Raw genomic sequence first — 20586 nt, 5'->3', positions numbered from 1 at the left:
GCACCGGCACGAACCGCCGGGTGTCCCACGGATGCGGCCCCGGCCGTACGGACCGGGGCGCCGTGCCCGCCGCGCCGCCTCACCGCCGCGCTGCCCCTGCCGGGGCGGCCTCCAGGGGCGCGGGCGCCGGCTCCGGCGGGGGCTCCGGCAGCCGGGTCAGCAGCGCGACGGCGAGGAGCACGGGGAGCAGCGCGGCCAGCGTGCGGGTCAGGCCGCCGGCGTCGGCCGCCCAGCCCACGGCCGCGGGGCCGAGCAGGACGCCCGCGTAGGTGAAGGTGCTGAAGCGGGACACCGCCGTCGCCGCGCTCACCCCCTCCGTCCGGCCGACCGCGCTGAAGGCCAGCGGCAGCAGGACCGACATCCCGATGCCCATCACGGCGAAGCCCCCGACCGCGGCCACGGGCCGGTGGGCCAGCACGGCGACACCGAGCCCGGCGGCCGCGACGAGCCCGCCGGCGCGGAAGACGCGCCGGGCGCCGTGGCGCGTCGCGAGCCGGTCGCCCACCACACGTACGGCGGTCTGGCCTGCCGCGTAGGCGGTGACGGCGGTCGCCGCGAGCCCCGCCGGGACGCCGCGGGCCTCGTGCAGGAAGATCGGCCCCCAGCCGAGCGCCGCGCCCTCGCACACCATCAGGGCCGTTCCCGCCAGACCGAGCGCGACGAACGCCGGGCTCCAGCGGCCCGCGCGGGCCTTCCCCCGCCGGGCCGGGGCGGTCCCGGGCGTGCGCCCGGTCCCGTGCGTGCGGTCGGCGACGGGCGGCAGCAGCCGTCCGAGGACCAGACCGGCCGCCGCCAGCACCGCCGCGGCGCCGACGAAGTGCGCGGTGAGCGGGACCCCGGCCCGGGACAGCCCCGCCGTCGCCAGCGACGCCACGACCGCGCTGACGCTCCACGCGGCGTGGCAGCCGCTCAGGATCCGCCGTCCGGTGCGCCGCTCGACGGCGACGGCGTGCGCGTTCATGGCGGCGTCCGTCGTCCCGTGCACGGCGCCCAGCGCGGTGTTCGCGGCGGCGAGCGCTCCGAAGCCGCCGGCCAGGCCGACCAGCGCCAGCAGCAGCGGCATCACGGCGAGCGATCCGCGCAGCACCGGCCGGCTGCCCACCCGGGCCACCAGCGGCCCGACGAACTGCATCGCCACGACCGCCGCCACCGCGAACAGCAGCCCGAGCACGCCCATCCGGCCGTCGCTCAGGTGGTGCTCGCTCTTCAGCGAGGGCTGCCGTGCGATGGACGTGGACAGGGTCAGCCCGTTGAGGAAGAACACCGCCGTCGCCGGCCACCGCCCGCCCCCGGCCCCGCCCGCCCCTGCCCGCCGCTCGTGTCCCGCCATCCCGCGTCCTCCGTCCGTCCCGTTCCCGCGCCCCCGGAACCGGGGGCCGTACCAACGACGAACGGCACGGCGCCACATCGACACCCGCCGGCGACCGGCGGCGGGCGCGGGGCACGGCGACCCGGCGGAAGGCGCGCCCCCGCCCCCGGCGCAACGCACCGCCGGGGGCGGGGGGAACGGGCGGGCCGTGCGTGCGCTCGCGGCCGTCAGCTGTACGTGACGGAGCTCAGGGAGCAGTAGCGGACGAACGGCCCGGGGTAGACGTACTCGTCCAGGCAGTAGCCGTTCGCGCTGATGGTCGAGGTGCCCGGCGTGATGGTGTAGCCGTAGCCCTCGTACATCGGGGTCTGCGGGTCGTTCTCGCAGAAGCCCGTGTTGATCGCGAGGCTCGTGGCGCTCGCCGGGATCTGGACGGTGAAGTACTTGACGCCGCCGGAGGCGTAGCTGGAGCCGTCGGGGTAATACCAGCCGGAGCCGTTGTTGACGCTCAGCCCGTACGGCAGGCCGTAGGAGCAGCTGAGGGCGACGTTGAAGGTGCGCATCGTCTCGGCCGAGGCGGACTGCGGCGCCGCGGCCGCGATCAGCAGCGCGGCGGCGGTCGCCGACCCGAGCGCCACGAGCCGGCCGGCCGTGCTTCGTGTGTTCATCGTTGCGTCCCTGTCCTTCCGGGCGCCGTGGCGCCCTGGCGAGTGGGGGGTGCGGACGTGCGGGGAGGCCGTCCGCGGACCGCCTTCGCGTCCGCGGCGCCGGACCCCGGACCCGGCGCCGCGGACGGCGGCCCGCCCGCGGACGTGCGGGGGCCGTCCCGGGCTGCTCCCGCCGCTGCGGACGGCGGCCCGCCCGTGGACCTGCCGCCCCATCCTGGCCGCGCGGCGCGGCGGCCACCGCGGGTTCCGGGCACGGGCGAACACCGGCGGAGAGCGGCGAAGAGCGCCGAAGCCGCCGCGCCGCAGCGCCCCGGCGGACCCGCCGGACGCCGCGGCGCCGGGGCGGTCGCGGCGTGCGGGGGCCGTGGGGCGTGCGGGCCGTGCGGGGAACGGCGTACGCGTCCCGGCGCCGCCGGGGTGGCGGTAAGCTGCCGCCCGCCCACGGTTTTCGGGCTCGTGCCACGCGGAGAACGGGACGAGAGAGGACGTGGAGTGAGGCAGCCCCCGCCGGACCCGGCCGCAGCCCCGGTGGCGGAGGCCGCGGCGGCCGTCCGCACGGTGGACGGACTCGCCCTCCTTTTACGGGACTTACGGCGGCGGCACGCGCGCGGCCGGCAGGACAGCCCGCTGACCTACCGTGAACTCGCCTCGCGGACCGGATGGTCGCAGACGGCGATCGCCGAGTACTTCACCGCCCGCACGCTGCCGCCGACCGACCGCCTCGACGGGCTCCTCGAACTGCTGGGCGCCACCCCCGCCGAGCAGCGCGCGCTCGCCACCGCCCGGGACCGCGTCGAGGAGGCCGCCCGCCGTGAAAGGCGCCGCGCCACCCCCCGCCCGCGCACAGCCCCGCCTGCCGGTGCCGCCGTGCCTGGTGCGGACGCCCCTCTGACGGCGGGGGTCCTGCCCGGTCCTGGTGCCGGGGGGCCGCCCGCCGCCGGTGCCGCGCCCGTGGGGGGTGCCGCTGCTGCTTCCGCGGCCGGGGTCCTGCCCGGTGCCGGTGCTGCCGTGCCTGGTGCGGAGGTCCCCTCGGCGGCGGGGGTCCTGCCCGGTCCCGGTACCGAGGGCCTGACCGCTGTCGGTGCTGCGCCCGTGGGGGGTGCCGCTGCTGTTTCCGCGGCCGGGGTCCTGCCCGGTGCCGGTGCTGCCGTGCCTGGTGCGGGGGTTCCCCTGGCGGCCGGGGTCCTGCCTGCCGCCGGTGCCGCGGCCGCTGTTGGGGCCCCGCCCGCGCCCGGCGTGGCGGCGCCGCGTCAGCTGCCCGCTCCGCCCGGGGCGTTCGTCGGGCGCGTGCACGAGCTGGCCCTCCTCGACGACGCCGCCGGTGCGGGTGGCGTCTGCGCGATCGGCGGCATGGGCGGTGTCGGCAAGACCTGGCTGGCCCTGCACTGGGCGCACGCGCGTCGCGACCGCTTCCCGGACGGCGAGCTGCACGCCGACCTCCGCGGCTTCGACCCCGGGGGCCGGCCCGCGGCCGCGGCGGCCGCGGTGCGCGGCTTCCTCGTGGCCCTGGGTGTGGCACCGGCCGCCGTCCCGGCGGGGGCCGAGGCGCAGGCCGCGCTGTACCGCAGCCTGACCGCGGAGCGGCGGATGCTCGTCCTGCTGGACAACGCGTTCGACACCGCGCAGGTCACCCCGCTGCTGCCGGGTGGCACCGGCTGCACGGTGCTGATCACCAGCCGCCGGCGGCTGAGCGGGCTGATCGCCGCCCAGGGCGCGCGGACGGTGGCGCTCGGCGTCCTGCCGGCGGACGACGCGCACGAGGTGCTCGCCCGGCGCCTGGGCCGCGCCCGGCTGGACGCGGAGCCGGGCGCGGCGGCCGACCTCGTCGCCTGCTGCGCGGGCCTGCCGCTCGCCCTCGGCATCGCCGCCGCCTGCGCCGCCACCCACCCCGACCTGCCGCTCGCCACCCTGGCCGGTGACCTGGGCGACGACGCACGCCGGCTGGACGCCCTGGACGGCGGCGAGCCGCGTGCCGACCTGCGGGCCGTGCTGTCGTGGTCCGGCCGGGCCCTGTCGCGGGACGCCGCCCGCGGGTTCGCGCTGCTGGGCCTCGCCCCCGGCCCGGACGTCACTCCGGCCGCGGCCGCGCACCTGCTCGACCTGCCGCCCGCGGCGGCCCGCGCCCTGCTGCGCGAGCTCGACCACGCCCACCTCGTCCAGCGCCACGCCCCCGAGCGCTACCGCATGCACGACCTCCTCCGCCTGCACGCCGCCGAGCAGGCCCGGACGCAGCTGACCCCGGCCGGGCAGCGGGCGGCGGTCCGCCGCCTGGTCGACTTCCGTACGGAAGCCGCGTGCGCGTCCGCCCGCCTGATCGCGCCCCATCAGCCGCCGCTCTTCGCCGGCGACACCACCCCGCCACCGGGCTCCGCGCCCCCCGGACGCGCCTCCGGCGTTCCTGCGCCCGCCGGCGCGGCGATCTGCCGGACCGTCCCCGGCATGCCCGCACCGGGCGATAGCGTCCGCGGCGCGCCCGCACCGGGCGACACCGCCGCCGGCCGCGCTCTCCCCGGCGCCGCTCTCGCGCCCGGCGAGGCTCCGGGGAACCCCGCGGGCCAGGGCGCGGCGATGGACTGGTTCGGCGGCGAGCACGCCAACCTGCTCGCCGCCCAGCAGGCGGCTCGTGCCCACGGGTGGGACGAGCAGGTGTGCCGGCTGGCGTGGGCGCTGGACCCCTACCATCGCAGCCGCGGGTACTACGCAGAGCAGGCGGCGGCGTGGGAACTCGCCGTGGAGAGTGCCGAGCGGCTGGGGGAGTCCGGCGTGCGGGCCCGCGCGCACCAGATGCTCGGCGACGCCTGCGCGCTGCTCGGGCGGACGGGGGACGCGCTCCGGCACCTGGGCCGGGCGCTGGAGCTGGCCGGGAGCGGCGACCCCGCCGTCCGGGGCGAGATCCACCACAGCCTGGGCGGGGCGTGGGAGCGCCACGGCGACGACCGGCTCGCGCTGGAACACGCCCTGCGGGCGCTCGCGCTCTTCCGCGAGCTGGACGACACCTACCGCCAGGCCCGCGCGCTCAACGCGGTGGGCTGGCTGCGCACCCGGCTCGGCGACCACGCCGAGGCCCGCGCCGACTGCCTGGCCGCGCTCGCGCTGCTGCGCCGGCATCCCGCCGACCGCCGCCAGCTCGGCGAGTCCAGCACGCTCGACAGCCTCGGCTGCATCGCGCACCGCCGTGGTGAACACGAGCTCGCGGTCGCGTACTACGGTGAGGCGCTCGCCATCTGCCGGGCGCAGGGCCACAGCCACCTCGCAGCCGACGTGCTGCGCCACACCGCTGCCGCCCTGCTCGCCCGTCACCGCACGGACGAGGCCCGCGCGAGCCTGGTACGGGCCCGCGCGATGCTCCTGGCGCAGCACCGCCTGGCCGAGGCCGAACAGGTCGACCGTGAGATCGCGGATCTCGAAGGGTCCCTGGGCGCCGGCGCCTGAGCGGTCCGCGAGCCCCGGGCCGCGTCCGCGGGCGTTCGCGGTAGGGCCCTCACACGGCGGGCCGGGCGGTGAGGGATTGCCGGGCGCGGCGGCCGCGGAGCGCCGAGCCCTGGCCGAGGCCGAACAGGTCGACCGTGAGATCGCGGATCTCGAAGGGTCCCTGGGCGCCGGCGTCTGACCGGTCCGCGAGCCCCGGGCCGCGTCCGCGGGCGTCCGCGGTAGGGCCCTCACACGGCGGGCCGGGCGGCGAGGGACTGCCGGGCGCGCCGGCCGCGGAGCGCCGGCCCTGGCCGAGGCCGAACAGGTCGACCGTGAGATCGCGGATCTCGACGGGCCCCCGGGCGCCGGCGCCTGACCGGTCCGCGAGCCCCAGGCCGCGGGCGTCCGCGGTACCGGGCCCTCACACGGCGGGCCGGGCGGCGAGGGAACGCCGGGCGCGGCGGCCGCGGAGCGCCGAGGAGGCGATCGCGACCAGGGTGCCGCCCGCCGCCCAGGCGGCGAGTACCCAGAGCGCCCCGGCGGTGCCGTGGCCGTCGAAGTACACGGTGTTGCGGACCGCGGTGGTGCCCGCGCCGGGCGGCAGTGCCTGGCCGATCGCCCGCCAGAACGGCGGCAGCAGCGGCGCCGGGTAGACACCGCCGGAGCTGGGGTTGCCGAGGACGGTGAAGATCAGGATGGTCAGGCCCAGCCCGACCGTGCCGGCCAGCGACTGCAGGGCGACACCGGCCGCCGCCGACGCGTAGACCACGAGGGTGCCGATGCCGGCCAGTTCCCAGAAGGCGCCGGGCAGGCAGTTCAGTACCGGGCCCACGATGACCGCGCCCCCGACGCCGGACACGAACGCGTACGGCAGCATCACCAGCAGCCGCACCAGGATGCGGCGCAGGGTGGGGCGGCGGGAGCCCGCGGCCATGCTGAGCGCGGAGGACGCGAGGTAGCCGCCGATCGTCCAGCTCAGCACGAGGTAGAAGGACGACAGTCCCCGGAAGTCGCCGGCCGCGGCGGGGCGGATGTCGCGCACCACGACGGCACGGTGCTGCGCGGTGTTCACCGTCCGCACGACCCTGGTGGCCGCGTCGCTCGCCGAGGAGCCGGCGGCGGAGGCGACCAGGAGGGTGTCCGCCTTCGCGCGCGGGTCGACGAGGAAGGCGGCGTCCGTGCGCCGCTCCAGCAGCCGCTTCCTGGCCTCCGCCCCGCCGCTGACGGCGGTCGCGTGCACCGGCTCGCCGGGGAGGGCGTTCAGCCGCGAGACCGCCGCCTGCCGTACGGACGGGGGCGCGGCCACCACGACCGGCACCCGGTGTGCCCGCGGCGCGTGGAAGGCGCCCATGTACGACAGGGCGAAGCCCAGTTGGAGCAGCAGCACCCCGAGGACGACGAGCGCGGAACGCGGCGTGACCGCGTCCCGCAGCTCGCGCACGACCCCGTGCACCCCACCGACCGGCTCCGCCTCCGGCGGGCCACCGGGCCGATCCGCTCTGTCCGCCACCGCCGCCGCCCTTCCCGTGCACCGCTGCGTCCCGGGCCCGGGGCCGGGGTCGTCACATCGTCGGTCCGGTCAGGGGGCCGGTCCTGGCGGGCGCGCCCGCGCCCGGCTGCGGCCCAGCCGTTCGGCCCAGCCGGGCGCCCCGCGGCGAGGGGCGCCCGGCCGCGGTCACCGGGAGGGCGCCCAGGGCGCCGAGCGCAGGTCGGCGACACTGCGCCGGGCGCGCCCGGCGGCGGGGGGTTCGGCGGGCCTGCCGACGGCGATCATGGTGACGATCTCCCACCCGGGGCCGGGGCGCAGCTCGGCGGTCAGCTTCTCCAGGTCGAACGCGCGGAACTGGTGTGCGGCGAGCCCCATCGCCTGGGCCTGCAGGGTCAGATGGGCGACGGACTGGCCCAGGTCGTAGTCCGCGAATTCGGAGTAGAGCAGGCCGCTGTCGTCGACGTAGCGGTGCGCGAGGGTGACGACGAGCAGTCCGGCGTCCAGCGCCCAGCGGGCGGAGCTGCGCGCGAGGTGGGCCGCGACGCGGGCGTGGTCCACCTCGCCGGGGCGGGCGGTGACGTACGCCCAGGGCTGCGAGTTCCCCGCGGAGGGAGCCCAGCGGGCGGCCTCCAGGAGGAGTGCGACGGCGTGGTCGTCGACCGCGCCGGACGGGTCGAACTTCGACGGGCTGAAGCGGCCGGCGAGCAGCGGGTGGAGGCCGTCGAGCGGCGGGTGGTCACGGTTCACTGCGCGTGCAACCCGCCCCCTCAGGGACGTATTCCGCGCGGCGGGGGCGCCGGGCACGGAAAAGGGGGCGCGGCCTCAGGCCAGCGTCAGGAACAGCTTCTCCAGCTCGGCCTCCGACATCGGCGGCTGGTTCTCGTCCGCCGCGGTCATGCACTGCCGCATCCCGCTCGCGATGATCTTGAAGCCCGCCCGGTCCAGCGCGCGGGAGACCGCGGCGAGCTGCGTGACCACGTCCTTGCAGTCGCGGCCCGCCTCGATCATCGCGATGATCCCGGAGAGCTGCCCTTGCGCCCGCCGCAAACGGTTGAGGACCGACTGTGCCGCGTCCTCGTCCACCGCCATTCCCATGGCCGCCACTCCTCTCGTCCGGCAACCGTCCAGCGCCCAAGTGTACCCCTGGGGGTATGAAGTGCGGGGCCTTCGCAGGGCGCCTGCCGCATTCAGCCCCGCCGTTCCGCGGCCGGCCGCCGGGCGCGCCGGACGGCCCACAGCGGCACCGCCAGCCAGCACAGCGTGAACCACAGGACCAGCCCGCCCGCCAGCCACGCGGCGAGGGTGTCCGGCACCACGAGGCGCAGCACGAGCAGCAGCGAGCAGGTCGTCGTGCACAGCAGCAGGAAGAGGCCGAGGACGGTCAGCCGGGAGGCCCAGGCCACCGTCTCGGGCTTGAGGCGGCGGCCGGTCAGCAGCCGGTGTATCGCCGCCGGCGCCACCAGGACCCCGGTCGTGGCCGCGCCCAGCACGACGGTGACCGCGTACAGGTGCCGCTCGGTGTCGGACAGGCCGGTGAAGCGCTGCTGGAAGGCCACGGTGAGCAGGAAGCCGAAGAGGATCTGCACGCCGGTCTGCGCGACCCGCAGCTCCTGCAGCAGATCCGACCAGCGGCGGTCGGCGCGCTCCTCGGGGGTCTCGTCGCGTCCCCAGTCCTCGGTGTCCCCCGTGTTCCCCCTGTCTTCCTCGTTCCGTCTGTTCCCCGCGTCTCCCGTGTTCCCGTGCGGGCGTTCCGTCATGGCCTGTACTCCTTTCGCGGCCGGGGCGGCGGGCGCGGCGCCCGCCCGATGAATCTGCCCCGATCCGCGCGGTGCAACGGCACCGCCGCGCCGCGGGTGATCGAAACTGTCGTATCGCGGGCCGCCCGTGGGGTTCCTGTGATTGAACGCGTTTGAACGCGAGACGTGTCGTCTGACGCGAAACGCGTCTCCGCGTACCCGGTGGAAGGCGCTGCCACCTGCGGATTGTCATGCGTTCAGGGCGTCAGGGGGCTTTCGATCGCCGGCACAGCACCTGCGCGCTCATGGGGGATTTTGTGCGAAAGTCTTGCGCGCCGATCTCTCTGAAGTTACGTTTCCGCGGCACGCCCCCGCACTCCAGCACGCCCAGCTCAGCCCTGTCGCCGAAGGGAATCCCCCTGTGGAACTGTCCCGCCGCACCTTCACCGCTCTGACCGGTGGCGCGGCCGCCGCCGTCGCGCTGCCGGCCGCCGCCGCCCGGGCCGCCGACGCGGACGCCCCGGGGGCCGCCCCCTCCGGGATCCTGCCGCGCCCCGCCGCCGACGGCCGCCCGCACACCGTCGCCTTCGACCGCTACTCGCTGCTCGTCGACGGCCGGCGGGTCCCGCTCTGGTCCGGCGAGGTGCACCCCTTCCGGCTGCCCAGCCCCTCCCTCTGGCTCGACGTCCTGCACAAGATGGCGGCCAACGGCTACAACGCCGTGAGCATCTACGCCGCCTGGAACTTCCATTCGCCCGCGCCCGGCTCCTACGACTTCACCGGCGTCCGCGACCTCGACCGCTTCCTCGACCTGGCCGCGGAAGCCGGGCTGTACGTCATCGCCCGCCCCGGCCCCTACATCAACGCCGAGGTGGACGCGGGCGGTTACCCGGCCTGGCTGGCGACGACCCCCGGCCGCGCCCGCACCAGCGACCCCACCTACCTCGGCCACGCCGACGAGTGGCTCACCGCCGTCGACGCCGTGATCGGCCGGCACCTGTACACCAAGGGCCAGGGCACGGTCGTGCTCTACCAGCTGGAGAACGAGTACGCCTCCTACGTCACCAGCGCCACCGGCCAGGACTACATGGCCCACCTCTACGCCAAGGTGCGCGCCGACGGCATCGACGTCCCGCTCTTCCACAACGACAAGGGCCGCAACGGCTACTGGGTCCCCGGCAGCTTCGGCACCGGCGGCGAGCAGGGCCGCTACCTCTACGCCTTCGACGGCTACCCCTCGCCCAGCGGCCTCGCCCCCGACTGGGGCTACTTCGGCACCGGAGGCGCCAAGGGCGGCGCGACGGCGAGCCCCGACACCCCCGGATTCATGGCCGAGTTCGGCGGCGGCTGGTTCGACCCGTGGGGCGGCGCGGAATTCGGCGGCCTCGGCTACGCGGAGTCCCGCAGGACCCGCGACGCGGCCTTCGAGCGGCGCTTCTACCTCACCAACCTCGCCAACGGCATCAAGATCCACAACGTCTACATGACCTTCGGCGGCACCTCCTGGGGCTGGCTGCCCGCCCCCGTCGTCTACACCTCCTACGACTACGGCGCCGCCATCGACGAGGCCCGCAACCAGACCTCCAAGCTGCTGCCGATGCGCCAGATCGGCTCGATGCTCGCCGCCTTCCCCGACCTCGGGCAGCTCGACCGCGCCGGCGACGTGACGGCCACCCCCGTCACCGGCGGCGCCGTCCGCGTCTACCACCTGACGAACCCCGAGCGCGGCTCCCACCTGTACTTCCTGCGCAACGACAGCAGCGCGGACGCCACCTGCACGCTGCCCGTGACCACCGCCGCGGGCGAGCTGACGGTGCCCGCCGCGCCCGGGGGGCTGCGGGTCACCGGCAAGGACATGAAGGTTGTCGCGGCCAACCTGTCGCTCGGCAGCCGCGCCCTGCTCTACACCACCGCCCAGCCCATGTGGCGCGCCGCGGGCCGCGCCCAGGACCTCGCGCTGCTCACCGGCCGCCCCGGCGACCCCGTCGAGACCGTGCTGCTGTGCCGCACCCGGCCCACCGTCACCGTCACCGCCGGCGCCGCCGAGACCACCTACGACGCGGACGCCGGCACGCTGCGGATCAACGCCGTCCTCGACGGGCTCACCCGCGTCCGCGTCGAGGACGGCGGCAGCGGCACCCCGCTGCTGCTGCTCCTCGCCGACGACACCGCCGCCGCCACGCTCTGGCCGAGCACCACCGCGGCAGGCCCCCTGCTCGTGCGCGGGCCCGCGCTCGTGCGCTCCGCCCGCGTCCACGGCGTCAACCTCGACCTGACCGGCGACACCGACGCCCCCGCCCCGCTGGAGGTGTGGGCACCCGACGGCGTCAAGCACGTCGACTGGAACGGCAGCCGCGCCGCCACCCGTACCACCCGCGACGGCAGCCTCGCCGCCACCGCGCAGCTCCCCGGCCCGCAGCCGGTCCGGCTGCCCGGGCTGACCGGCTGGCGCTACGCCGCGGAGAACCCGGAGTCCGAGCCCGGCTTCGACGACCGCCGCTGGCGGGTGTGCGACCTCACCACCTCGCACAGCTCCACCGCGCTGCCCGCGGGCCAGCCCGCCGTGCTCTTCGCGGACGACTACGGCTGCTACTACGGCGACGTCTGGTACCGCGCCCAGGTCGGCGACGCGGCCGGTGCCGACACCCTGTCGCTCACGTACCAGGGCGGCACCCTCGGCCTGCTGATGGCCTGGTGGGACGGCCGCCCGCTGGGCACCCACCGGCTCCCCACCCCGGCCAAGGCGCAGGACACCGTCGCGACCTGGACCGGCACCGCCGACTTCACCGTGCCCGCCGAGCTGCGCGGCCCCGGCCCGCACACCGTCGCCGTGCTGGTGCGCCCGATGGCCCACGCCGAGGACGGCGGCGCCAACGACGCCTTCAAGGCCGCCCGCGGCCTGCTCGCCGCGACCCTCGACGGCGCCCCGCTGACCTGGCGCATCCAGGGCGCGGCAGGCCTCGACACCGTACGCGGCCAGCTCAACACCGGCGGCCTGTACGGCGAACGCTCCGGATGGCACCTGCCCGGCTTCCCCGACGGGCAGTGGGCGCAGGTCGCCCTGCCGCACACCGAGACCCGCCAGGGCGTCAGCTGGTACCGGACCGACTTCCGGCTGGACGTCGACCCCGGCACGGACGCGTCGATCGGCCTGAAGCTCACCGACGACCCGGCCCGCGCCTACCGCGTGCAGATCTTCCTCAACGGCTGGAACCTCGGCCAGTACGCCAACGACGTCGGCCCGCAGCACACCTTCGTCCTTCCCAACGGCGTCCTGCGCACCCGCGGCACCAACAGCCTGGCCCTCGCCGTCCTCGCCGACGGCACGACCCCGGCGGGCCTGCCGCAGCCCGAGCTGACGCTGCTCGGCGCCGTCGCGGGCGGCGTCCCCGTCGAGGACGTCCCCGCCCCCGCCTACGGCGGGCGCTGAAGCCGTGCGGTCCGGCACCCGGCACCTGGTGCCGGACCGCACGCCCCGCCCGGCTAGCGCGCGGGCTCGATCCGGCCCGCGACCTCGCCGAGGCCCACCGGGGCGCCGCCCGGGCCCGCGGCCGTCGCCGTGATGACGACCTCGTCGCCGTCCTCCAGGAAGGCCCGGCGGGAGCCGTCCGGCAGCTCCACCGGGCGCGTCCCGCCGTGCGTCAGCTCGATCAGCGCGCCGACCTGCTCCGGCTCCGGCCCGCTCACCGTGCCGGAGGCGAAGAGGTCGCCGGGGCGCAGGCTCGCGCCGTTCACCGTCAGGTGCGCCAGCATCTGCGCGTAGGTCCAGTACATCGACGCGAAGGGCGGCCGGGAGACGGTGTGCCCGTTGAGCCGCAGCTCCATCGCGATGTCGAACCCGCACGGCGGCTGCACGCCCGCGTCGTCGAGGTACGGCAGCAGCGGCGTGTCCCGCGGCGGCGGGGCCGTACGGGCGTGGGCCAGCGCCTCCAGCGGCACCACCCACGGCGAGACCGAGGTGGCGAAGGACTTGCCCAGGAAGGGGCCCAGCGGCACGTACTCCCACGCCTGGATGTCCCGCGCCGACCAGTCGTTGAGCAGGCACACGCCGAAGACGTGCTCGTCCGCCTCGGCCATCGCGACCCGGCCGCCGCGCGGTGACGCGCCGCCCACCACGAAGCCCAGCTCCACCTCCACGTCCAGCCGCAGCGACGGCCCGTACACCGGCGCCGCCTCGCCCGCCGCCCTGCGCTGCCCGCACGGCCGCAGCACCGGCGAGCCCGACACGACGACGGTGCCCGCGCGGCCGTGGTAGCCGATCGGGAGGTGCTTCCAGTTCGGTGTGAGCGGGTCGGCGGCCTGCGGGCGGAAGATCCGGCCGACGTTCGCGGCGTGGTGCTCCGAGGCGTAGAAGTCGACGTAGTCGGCCACCTCGAAGGGCAGGTGCGGCAGCGCCTGCGCGAGCGGCACCAGCAGCGGGGCGACGGTGGCCGCGTGCTCCGGCGCCGTCAGCCACTCCGCCACCGCGGCCCGTACCCGCGTCCACACCGGCCGTCCCGCGGCCAGCAGGGGGTTCAGCACGGGCGCCGACAGCAGCGTCACCAGCTGCGCCGGCGCGCCCACCGCCCGCGCCGCGGCCCCCGCGTCCAGCACGTGCCCGCCGTAGCGCACGCCGATCCGGGGCGCCGGGGCCTCGGCGGTCGAGTAGACCCCGTAGGGCAGGTTGTGCGGCCCGAACGGATCGTCGAGCGGTACGGACAGCGGGTTCGCGGCGTTCAACGGACCTCCAGCGCGGGGCGGCGGCAACGCCCCGAGGCTACCGCCGGGGAACCTCCACCGCGTTTGGAGCTGCCCGCAGGTCAAACGTAAAGTCGATCCGTTGACCCGGGAGGCGTACCCCGGCGGCACGGGGCCGGCCCGACCGGCGGACACGGAGAGCGGCAGCGGCATGACGGCGACCACGCAGGACCTTCACGACCCCGCGCACGAGGCGCCGGTCCCGCCCGCGCGGGTAGCGGAACCCGGCGGCGCGGAGGACGTCCCCGGTATCGACCCGGCGCGTCTGGAGATCTGCCTCGCGGTGCTCGCCGAGCTCGACGGGCTGCCCGTCGACCACCCCGACGCGATCGCCGTACGCCGTGCCACGGCCGGCATCTACCGCTCGGTCAAGCAGCGCCGCCGCCAGGAGCGCCGGGCCGCCAAGACCGCCAACGACAAGCGCGTCACCGAGGCCACCGCGACCGGCGCAGCCGACCGCATCGACGACGAGACGCTCGGCATCCAGCTCGCGCCCTCCGTCAGCACCGAGATCGCCGGCATCCTGGAACGTCCCCGGTCCTGCTACGTGTGCAAGACCCGCTACGTCGAGGTCGACGCCTTCTACCACCAGCTGTGCCCGGCCTGCGCCCGCGAGAACCGGGCGCGCCGCGACGCGCGCACCGACCTCACCGGGCGCCGCGCGCTGCTCACCGGCGGGCGCGCCAAGATCGGCATGTACATCGCCCTGCGGCTGCTGCGCGACGGCGCCCACACGACCGTCACGACGCGCTTCCCGCGCGACGCCGTCCGCCGCTTCAAGGCGATGCCGGACAGCGACCAATGGATACACCGGCTCAAGATCGTCGGTATCGACCTGCGCGACCCGGCCCAGGTCGTCGCGCTCGCCGACTCGGTGGCCGCCGAGGGCCCGCTGGACATCCTCATCAACAACGCCGCCCAGACCGTACGCCGCTCCGAGGCCGCCTACCGCGAGCTGGTCGCCGCCGAGTCCGCGCCGCTGCCCCCGGGCGAGCTGCCCGGCACCGAGGTCCTCGGCGTCTTCGGCAGCGGGGCGCGCACCGCCGCCGCCCTGCCCGCCCCGCGCGGCGGGCGCGGGCTCACGGCCGCCGACGTCACCGGCCTGGCGCTGGTCAGCGGCTCCGCCTCGCTGGCCCGTATCGAGGCGGGCACCGCGATCGACGCCGGCGGTCTCGTCCCGGACCTGGACCCGACCAACACCTGGGTCCAGACGGTCGGCGAGGTCGACCCGGTGGAGCTGCTGGAGGTCCAGCTCTGCAACATGACCGCGCCCTTCATCCTCGTCAGCCGCCTGCGCCCGGCGATGGCCGCGGCGGCGGCCCGGCGCAAGTACGTCGTCAACGTCTCGGCGATGGAGGGCCAGTTCTCCCGCGGCTACAAGGGCGCCGGCCACCCCCACACCAACATGGCCAAGGCCGCGCTCAACATGCTCACGCGCACCAGCGCCAAGGAGATGCTGGAGACGGACGGCATCCTCATGACCGCCGTCGACACCGGCTGGATCACCGACGAGCGCCCGCACCCCGACAAGATCCGCCTCGCCGCCGAGGGCTTCCACGCCCCCCTCGACCTGGTCGACGGCGCGGCCCGCGTCTACGACCCCATCGTGCGCGGCGAGCTCGGCGAGGACCTCTACGGCTGCTTCCTGAAGGACTACGCCCCCGCCGCCTGGTGACCGGCCGGGCACCGGCTCAGGGCCCGACCTCGAACTCGTTGCCCTCGGGGTCGGTGCGGGCGCCCGGGTCTCCCGGCGGGGCGGCGGCCAGCCGCAGCCGGAGCCGGTTGCGGCCGGACTTCGGCGTCGCCGGCGGGCCCATCACCAGCGGCGGCGCGAGGCCCGCCGGGTCGCGCAGGCACACGCCCCACTGCCCGCGCTCGGCGACCGCCCAGCCGGTCGCGGCCGACCAGAAGCGGCCCTGCGCCTCCGCGTCGCCGGCGTCCAGGCATATCTGCGCGAGCGCGGCGCCCGGCGCCCCGCGGTGCTCGGGCAGCACGCACAGCTCGTTGCCCTCGGGATCGGCCAGCACGTCCCACGGCACGCCGCCCTGGCCGATGTCGGCCCGTACCGCCCCGAGCCGCAGCAGCCGCGCCACCACCGCCTCCTGCTCGCCGCCCCCCGCGAGGTCCAGGTGCAGCCGGTTCTTCCCGCGCTTGCCCTCCGCGCCGCCCGCGAACCGCAACTCGATCCCGCCCCCCGGCGCCCGCACCACCCCGGCGCCCCGCCGCGGCCACTCCAGCGCCGCGGCCCAGAACCCCGCGAGCCGCTCCGCGTCCACCGCGTCGACCACGACCGCGACCACGCCGTCGGCCACACCGCCCGCCACCGCCACCACCCCCGTATCCGCTCCGTCCTGCGACGAGCTTAGGGGCGGGGTCAGACAGTGAGGCGGTAGCGGGCCATCATGCAGTCGTCCTCGTGGTCGAGGATGTGGCAGTGCCAGACGTAGCCCTGCAGGGACATGCCGTCCAGGGCCGTGAAGGCGGCGTCCGGGTCGAAGCCGAGCTCGTCGGCGGTGGGGAAGCGGACCAGGACGCGCGTGACGGTCGCCGGCGGGCAGGCGACGGTGTCCTTGAAACCCGTCTCCCAGGGGAGGGGCGGCTGCGCGGTGCCGAGCAGGTGGGCGTCGGGGGACGGGCGCCACGGGGTGCCCGCGGCCGGGCGGGGGTTGGCGCGGACGTAGGCCCCGACGTCGAGGCGCTGCCGGTCCAGGAGGCGCATGTGCACCAGGTGCAGGTGCATCGGATGGGCCTGCGGGGAGACGTTGACGAACTCCCACACCTCGGTGGTGCCCTGCCGGGGGGCGATGACCGGCCCCTGGCCGTACAGCAGGTTGTCCATCGTCATCCCGGCCGGCGGGTAGCCCGGGACGCGGGCCGGGGTGAGCGTCACGACGCGGCGCGGGGCGGTGGGCGACGGGGGCGCGGGCAGCGGGGCGGGCAGGCCCGGGCCGCCGCGCAGCACGTCCGGCGGGGGCGTGCGGAAGCCGGGGAGCCCGGTGCCGGTGAAGCGCACGATGTCGGTGGTCGGGGTGACGCCGGTCGCCGCCACCACGGCGGGCGACTCCTGCTGGTCGTTGGTCAGGTCGACGTGCTCGCCCGCCGCGAGCGAGCCGAAGTCCACGACCAGGTCCAGGCGCTCGCCCGGGCTGATGCGGACGGACGTGGTGCGGGCCGGCGCGTCCAGCAGGCCGCCGTCCGCGCCGACCACCCAGAAGGGCATCCGGTCGGAGAAGAAGAGCCGGTAGGCGCGGGCGTTGGACGCGTTGAGCACCCGCAGCCGGTAGAAGCCGCGGGCCACCCTCAGATACGGCGACACCACGCCGTTGACGGTCATCGTGTCGCCGAACATGCCGCCTTCCCAGTGCCCCTGCGGCACCGCGCGGGAGGTGCGGAAGACGAGCGAGCCGTCGTCGCCGAAACGGCGGTCGGCGAGCGTGAGCGGCACCTCGAACTCGCCGCCGGGCAGACCGAGCGGGTTGCCGGCCGCGCCGGTGTCGAACCTGTCGCGCAGCAGGTACTGCCCGGCGAGCCCGGCCACGGCGTTGAGCCGGGTGATGCCCATGGCGTGGTCGTGGTACCAGAGGTGGCCCGCCGGCTGGTCGTTCGGGTGCCGGTACGTCATCCGGCCGCCGGGCCGGAAGGTGTCCTCCGGGTGGCCGTCCGCCTCCGGCGGCGTCACGGAACCGTGCAGGTGGACGGTGGTGCGCGGGCGGGTGCGGTCCAGCTCGGACGCGCCCTGGAGCGCCGGGTCGACGTCGGCGGCGAAGAGGTGGCCCTCGAAGCCGTTGCTGAAGGTCAGCGAGAGCGGCACGCCGCTCTGCGCCTCGATCGTCGGACCCAGGTACGGCTGGCCGCCGTACGACCACGTCCGCGCCACGCCCAGGTCGCGGTGGAAGCGGTGTGCCGCGGGGGCCATGGCCAGTGTCCGGTCCCCGACGAGCACGGGAGGCACCGGCAGCTCGTCGACGTACGGCGTCAGCCGCGGGGAGGCGAAGGTCAGCTGCCGCGCGTCCGGCCCGGGAACGGGGCCGTGCCCCGCCCCGGCGGCACGGGCGGCCCCTCCCGAGGGCCCCAGCACCCCGGCGGCGCCGAGTCCGGCGGCGGTGAGCAGCGAGCGACGGGACGGGCCGTGCGGCATGCGGGCTCCTCGGGGTCGGCGGGGACCGACCATAGGCAGACAAATGACGCATCGTCAACGATATGCGGCCGTGTCCGGCGCCCGTCGGCGATCGGCGCGGGGCGCCGCCCCCCCCGGCCCGCCCGGGGAGCCGGTGCCGGACGGGCCGGGAGCGGCCCCGTGGCGCGCCGGTGCGGGACCGGGCGCGCGGGCCGGGGCACGCGGACACCGCCCCCCGGGGCGGCACGGGCGCGCGGCGGGATAGTTTCGCGTGGCCGCCCCCGCGCGGGCGTCGGAGAGGAGGAGTGCCATGGCCGGCACCGGCGACCGCCCACGCCCCGGGGGGAAGACGCTCGCGGTGATCGCCGCGGAGGCCGGCGTGTCGGTGTCCACCGTGTCCAAGGTCCTGCACGACCGCTCCGACGTCGCGGCCCGCACCCGCGCCAGGGTCCAGCGGCTGCTGGCCCAGCACGGCTACCCCGCCAGGAACGGTCCCGCCGCCACCGCGCTCGCCCCCGGCGGATTCGTCGACTTCGTCGTCGACGAGATCGACGGGGCCTGGGCCGCCGAGCTGATCCGCGGTGCCGAGGAGGCGCTCGACGCGGCCGGCATGGGCCTGGTCGTGTCGGCCGCGCACGGCGGCGGCGGCAGCCCCGCCCGGCGCTGGGTCGACTCCCTCGCCGCCCGCCGCACCCTGGGCGCCATCCTGGTCGTGCGGGAACTGGGCCAGGCGCAGCACCGCGAGCTGCTCCGGCTCGGCATCCCCTTCGCGCTCATCTCCCCGGCCGAGGAGCCGCCACCGGGCGTGCCCTGGGTCGGCGCCACGAACTGGCCCGGCGGGCTCGCCGCCACCCGGCACCTTGTCGGCCTCGGCCACCGCAGGATCGCGGTCATCGGCGGCCCGCCGCAGCGGCTCGCCTCACGCGCCCGCGTCGACGGCTACCGCTCGGCGCTGGAGGAGGCCGGACTGGCCTACGACCCCGAGCTGGTGCGCCACGGCGACTTCACGAACGAGCCCGCCTACCGGCACGCCCTCGACCTGCTGCGGCTGCCGGACCGGCCCACCGCCGTCTTCGCGGGCAGCGACCAGCAGGCGCTGAGCACCTACCGCGCCGCGGCGGCGCTGGGGCTGCGGGTGCCGGACGACGTCAGCGTCGTGGGCTTCGACGACCTGGCCTTCGCCGACTGGGTGACCCCGCGGCTGACCACCGTGCGCACGCCACTCGCCGACATGGCGGCGCTGGCCGCCGGGATGGTGCTCCAGCTCATCGCCGGCGAGCGCCCCGCCTCCCTCCGCGTCGAGGTCGCGAGCGAGCTGGTCGTCCGGGAGAGCAGCGGGCCCCCGCCGGGCCGGGCAGCGCGCCCGTGACGGCTACGGCTGGGTCGTGGCCGTGTAGAAGATCTCCCAGTGGTGCCCGTCCGGGTCGTAGAAGCTGCGGGTGTGCATCGGGCTCGCCTCCTCCGTGGCCTTCGCCGGGCGCGCCCCCGCGGCCAGCGCCGCGTCCCCGATCCGGTCCACCTCCTCCGCCGAGTCCTGCTGGACGGCCACGACCACCTCGGTCACCGACCCGGTGTCGGCGACGGGACGGCCGGTGAAGGACATGAAGAAGGGCTCCGTCAGCAGCATCACCACGCTGTCGTCCCCGACGGTCATGCACGCGGCGCGCGCGTCGGTGAAATCCGGGTCGAAGGAGAAGCCGAGCTGCTCGAAGAAGGCCATGGACCTCGGGAGGTCCTGCACGGGGAGGTTGACGAAGATACGGCCGGCCATGGGGTCCGCCTCTCTCGGGTGCGCTGCGCACGGGTCCGTTGTGCAAGGGTGGACCGGCCGGAGCGGCAGAAGTCATCGCCCGCCCCGGCCCCGCGGGCTCATTCGCCCAGACGGGCCCGCAGCCACGCCAGCGCCTCCCGGCCCTGGGCGGCCTGGAAGGCCCGCAGCGTCGGCAGCCCCGGCGGGGCCGGGCGCCGGGCGTGACCGAGCAGGTAGCCCGCGAAGGCGGCGAGCACGGCCGTGACGGCGTCCGGGTCGGCGCCCGCGGCGGCCCGGTGCGCGGCGAAGAGCCGCTCCGGCGGCGGGCCGCCCTGCATGCGCACGCTCGGCAGCATCAGCAGCAGGTCGTACCAGGGCGCGGCCAGGCAGGCCCACGGCCAGTCCACGACCACGACCCGGCCGTCCGGGGTGAGCAGCAGGTTGTCGGCCCGCAGGTCGGCGTGCGCGAGGGTGCCGCCCGCCGCGCCCGCGGCCCAGCCGGACTCCAGTTCCGCCAGCGCGGGCAGGTTCCGCGCCGCCCACGGGTCGAGGCCCGCCAGGTCGTCGGTGCCCGCCGCGTGGTCGGCGGAGAGGACCCGCCAGCCGCGGAAGGCGCTCTCCTGCCGCTGCGCGACCGGTGGCACGGCGACCGGACTCGGCGTCAGCACCGCGGCGAGGTCCCCGACCGCGCCCAGCACGAGATCCAGCTCGGCCGGCTCCCACGGCAGGGCCGGCAGCCGTCCCTCGACGTCCTCGAAGAGCAGTACCACCCAGCCGTCCAGGTCGAGGTCCGCGAGCAGCCGCGGCGCCGGGACAGCCGCGGGAAGGGCCCGCGCGATACGGACCTCGTCCCGGTGGATGCCCGGGCTCTCCGGGTTCTGGGCCGCACTGACCGCCTTGACGAAGACCCGCCGCCCGTCCGCGAGCCCCAGCCGCGCCGCGACGCCCGGGGAGAACCCGGCGCTCTGCGTGCGCGCCCGCACGACCCGCGCGCCCAGCCGCCCCTCGACCGCCGCCCGCACCCGGGCCGGCACCGACCCCCACGCCGTCCGCACCCCGCGGGCCGGGGGAGCACCGGCCTCCGCCGTGTCGTCCATCCCGGCATCCTCCCGGCCTCCGTCCTGCCGGGCGACCCCTTTTCCACGGAAGAGGAGCCCCCTGGGCCGTGGTGCCCACCACGTGGACTGCGCGGCCGGGCCACGCATGCCGAGCCGCACCCGTGTCCCCGGCCGCAGGCAGGAAAGCGGCTGTTGCGGTCCCGCGGCCTCGCCGGCACGTCCTGGGCGGCCGCCGTCCTCCACGGCGCCCGCGGTGCGGGCGTCGGCGGCCGGTCACCCGAGGACGGGACGCGGAAGCCCGCCGCCCCGGG

At 76.8% G+C, this 20586-nt stretch carries 15 protein-coding genes; 4 read left to right on the top strand and 11 right to left on the bottom strand.

Annotated features, from left to right (window positions below; genetic code table 11):
- Nucleotides 1-79: 79 nt before the first annotated feature.
- Together ACH4SE_RS09040 and ACH4SE_RS09035 are read right to left on the bottom strand one after the other, a co-directional pair.
- Nucleotides 80-1330, bottom strand: a complete 1251-nt coding sequence (locus ACH4SE_RS09040) for an MFS transporter (RefSeq protein WP_398542635.1) — start codon at nt 1328-1330, stop codon at nt 80-82.
- A gap of 206 nt (nt 1331-1536) precedes the next feature.
- Entirely contained in the window at nt 1537-1977 is a 441-nt protein-coding gene (locus tag ACH4SE_RS09035) for a hypothetical protein (protein WP_398542634.1), read from the bottom strand.
- A 492-nt stretch (nt 1978-2469) separates the two neighbouring features.
- Here ACH4SE_RS09035 and ACH4SE_RS09030 point away from each other — a divergent pair, with 492 nt between their 5' ends.
- Complete coding sequence (locus ACH4SE_RS09030; protein WP_398542633.1) at nt 2470-5409, top strand: NB-ARC domain-containing protein; 2940 nt, start codon at nt 2470-2472, stop codon at nt 5407-5409.
- 400 nt (nt 5410-5809) lie between these two features.
- Here the strand turns inward: ACH4SE_RS09030 and ACH4SE_RS09025 are convergent, their stop codons facing one another.
- From ACH4SE_RS09025 to ACH4SE_RS09010, 4 genes are all read right to left on the bottom strand, one after another.
- On the bottom strand, nt 5810-6820 hold the full coding sequence (locus tag ACH4SE_RS09025; RefSeq protein WP_398542691.1) for a DUF3533 domain-containing protein: 1011 nt from the start codon (nt 6818-6820) through the stop codon (nt 5810-5812).
- 243 nt (nt 6821-7063) lie between these two features.
- Entirely contained in the window at nt 7064-7624 is a 561-nt protein-coding gene (locus ACH4SE_RS09020; RefSeq protein ID WP_398542632.1) for a nitroreductase family protein, read from the bottom strand.
- A 75-nt stretch (nt 7625-7699) separates the two neighbouring features.
- Complete coding sequence (locus ACH4SE_RS09015; protein ID WP_398542690.1) at nt 7700-7966, bottom strand: metal-sensitive transcriptional regulator; 267 nt, start codon at nt 7964-7966, stop codon at nt 7700-7702.
- Between the two features lie 98 nt (nt 7967-8064).
- On the bottom strand, nt 8065-8634 hold the full coding sequence (locus ACH4SE_RS09010; protein WP_398542631.1) for a DUF6328 family protein: 570 nt from the start codon (nt 8632-8634) through the stop codon (nt 8065-8067).
- Between the two features lie 400 nt (nt 8635-9034).
- On the opposite strand from ACH4SE_RS09010, the gene ACH4SE_RS09005 reads away from it, so the two are divergent.
- Complete coding sequence (locus tag ACH4SE_RS09005) at nt 9035-12043, top strand: beta-galactosidase (RefSeq protein WP_398542630.1); 3009 nt, start codon at nt 9035-9037, stop codon at nt 12041-12043.
- Between the two features lie 53 nt (nt 12044-12096).
- On the opposite strand, the gene fahA is transcribed toward ACH4SE_RS09005, so the two are convergent.
- Nucleotides 12097-13332 carry a fumarylacetoacetase gene (gene fahA, locus ACH4SE_RS09000; protein WP_398542629.1) on the bottom strand — a complete coding sequence of 412 codons (1236 nt, stop codon included), beginning with the start codon at nt 13330-13332 and terminating at the stop codon, nt 12097-12099.
- A 169-nt stretch (nt 13333-13501) separates the two neighbouring features.
- On the opposite strand from fahA, the gene ACH4SE_RS08995 reads away from it, so the two are divergent.
- Complete coding sequence (locus ACH4SE_RS08995) at nt 13502-15025, top strand: SDR family NAD(P)-dependent oxidoreductase (protein ID WP_398542628.1); 1524 nt, start codon at nt 13502-13504, stop codon at nt 15023-15025.
- A gap of 16 nt (nt 15026-15041) precedes the next feature.
- On the opposite strand, the gene ACH4SE_RS08990 is transcribed toward ACH4SE_RS08995, so the two are convergent.
- Both ACH4SE_RS08990 and ACH4SE_RS08985 read right to left on the bottom strand, forming a co-directional pair.
- Nucleotides 15042-15683, bottom strand: coding sequence for a VOC family protein (locus ACH4SE_RS08990; protein WP_398542627.1), 642 nt, complete (start codon nt 15681-15683; stop codon nt 15042-15044).
- A 41-nt stretch (nt 15684-15724) separates the two neighbouring features.
- Nucleotides 15725-17488, bottom strand: a complete 1764-nt coding sequence (locus ACH4SE_RS08985) for a multicopper oxidase family protein (protein ID WP_398542626.1) — start codon at nt 17486-17488, stop codon at nt 15725-15727.
- A gap of 289 nt (nt 17489-17777) precedes the next feature.
- Between ACH4SE_RS08985 and ACH4SE_RS08980 the strand changes: the two genes are divergently transcribed.
- On the top strand, nt 17778-18836 hold the full coding sequence (locus ACH4SE_RS08980) for a LacI family DNA-binding transcriptional regulator (RefSeq protein ID WP_398542625.1): 1059 nt from the start codon (nt 17778-17780) through the stop codon (nt 18834-18836).
- A gap of 3 nt (nt 18837-18839) precedes the next feature.
- On the opposite strand, the gene ACH4SE_RS08975 is transcribed toward ACH4SE_RS08980, so the two are convergent.
- Both ACH4SE_RS08975 and ACH4SE_RS08970 read right to left on the bottom strand, forming a co-directional pair.
- Nucleotides 18840-19238 (bottom strand): VOC family protein, encoded by a 399-nt coding sequence (locus tag ACH4SE_RS08975; protein ID WP_398542624.1) that lies wholly within the window; start codon nt 19236-19238, stop codon nt 18840-18842.
- Between the two features lie 98 nt (nt 19239-19336).
- Nucleotides 19337-20314: an aminoglycoside phosphotransferase family protein gene (locus tag ACH4SE_RS08970; RefSeq protein ID WP_398542623.1), complete on the bottom strand. Its 978-nt coding sequence runs from the start codon at nt 20312-20314 to the stop codon at nt 19337-19339.
- Nucleotides 20315-20586: the final 272 nt, after the last annotated feature.

The organism is Streptomyces sp. NPDC020983 (assembly GCF_044333485.1).
Taxonomy (GTDB): Bacteria; Actinomycetota; Actinomycetes; order Streptomycetales; family Streptomycetaceae; genus Actinacidiphila.
The sequence above is the reverse complement of the archived record's forward strand: the minus strand, read 5'-3'. Positions and strand labels throughout refer to the sequence as shown.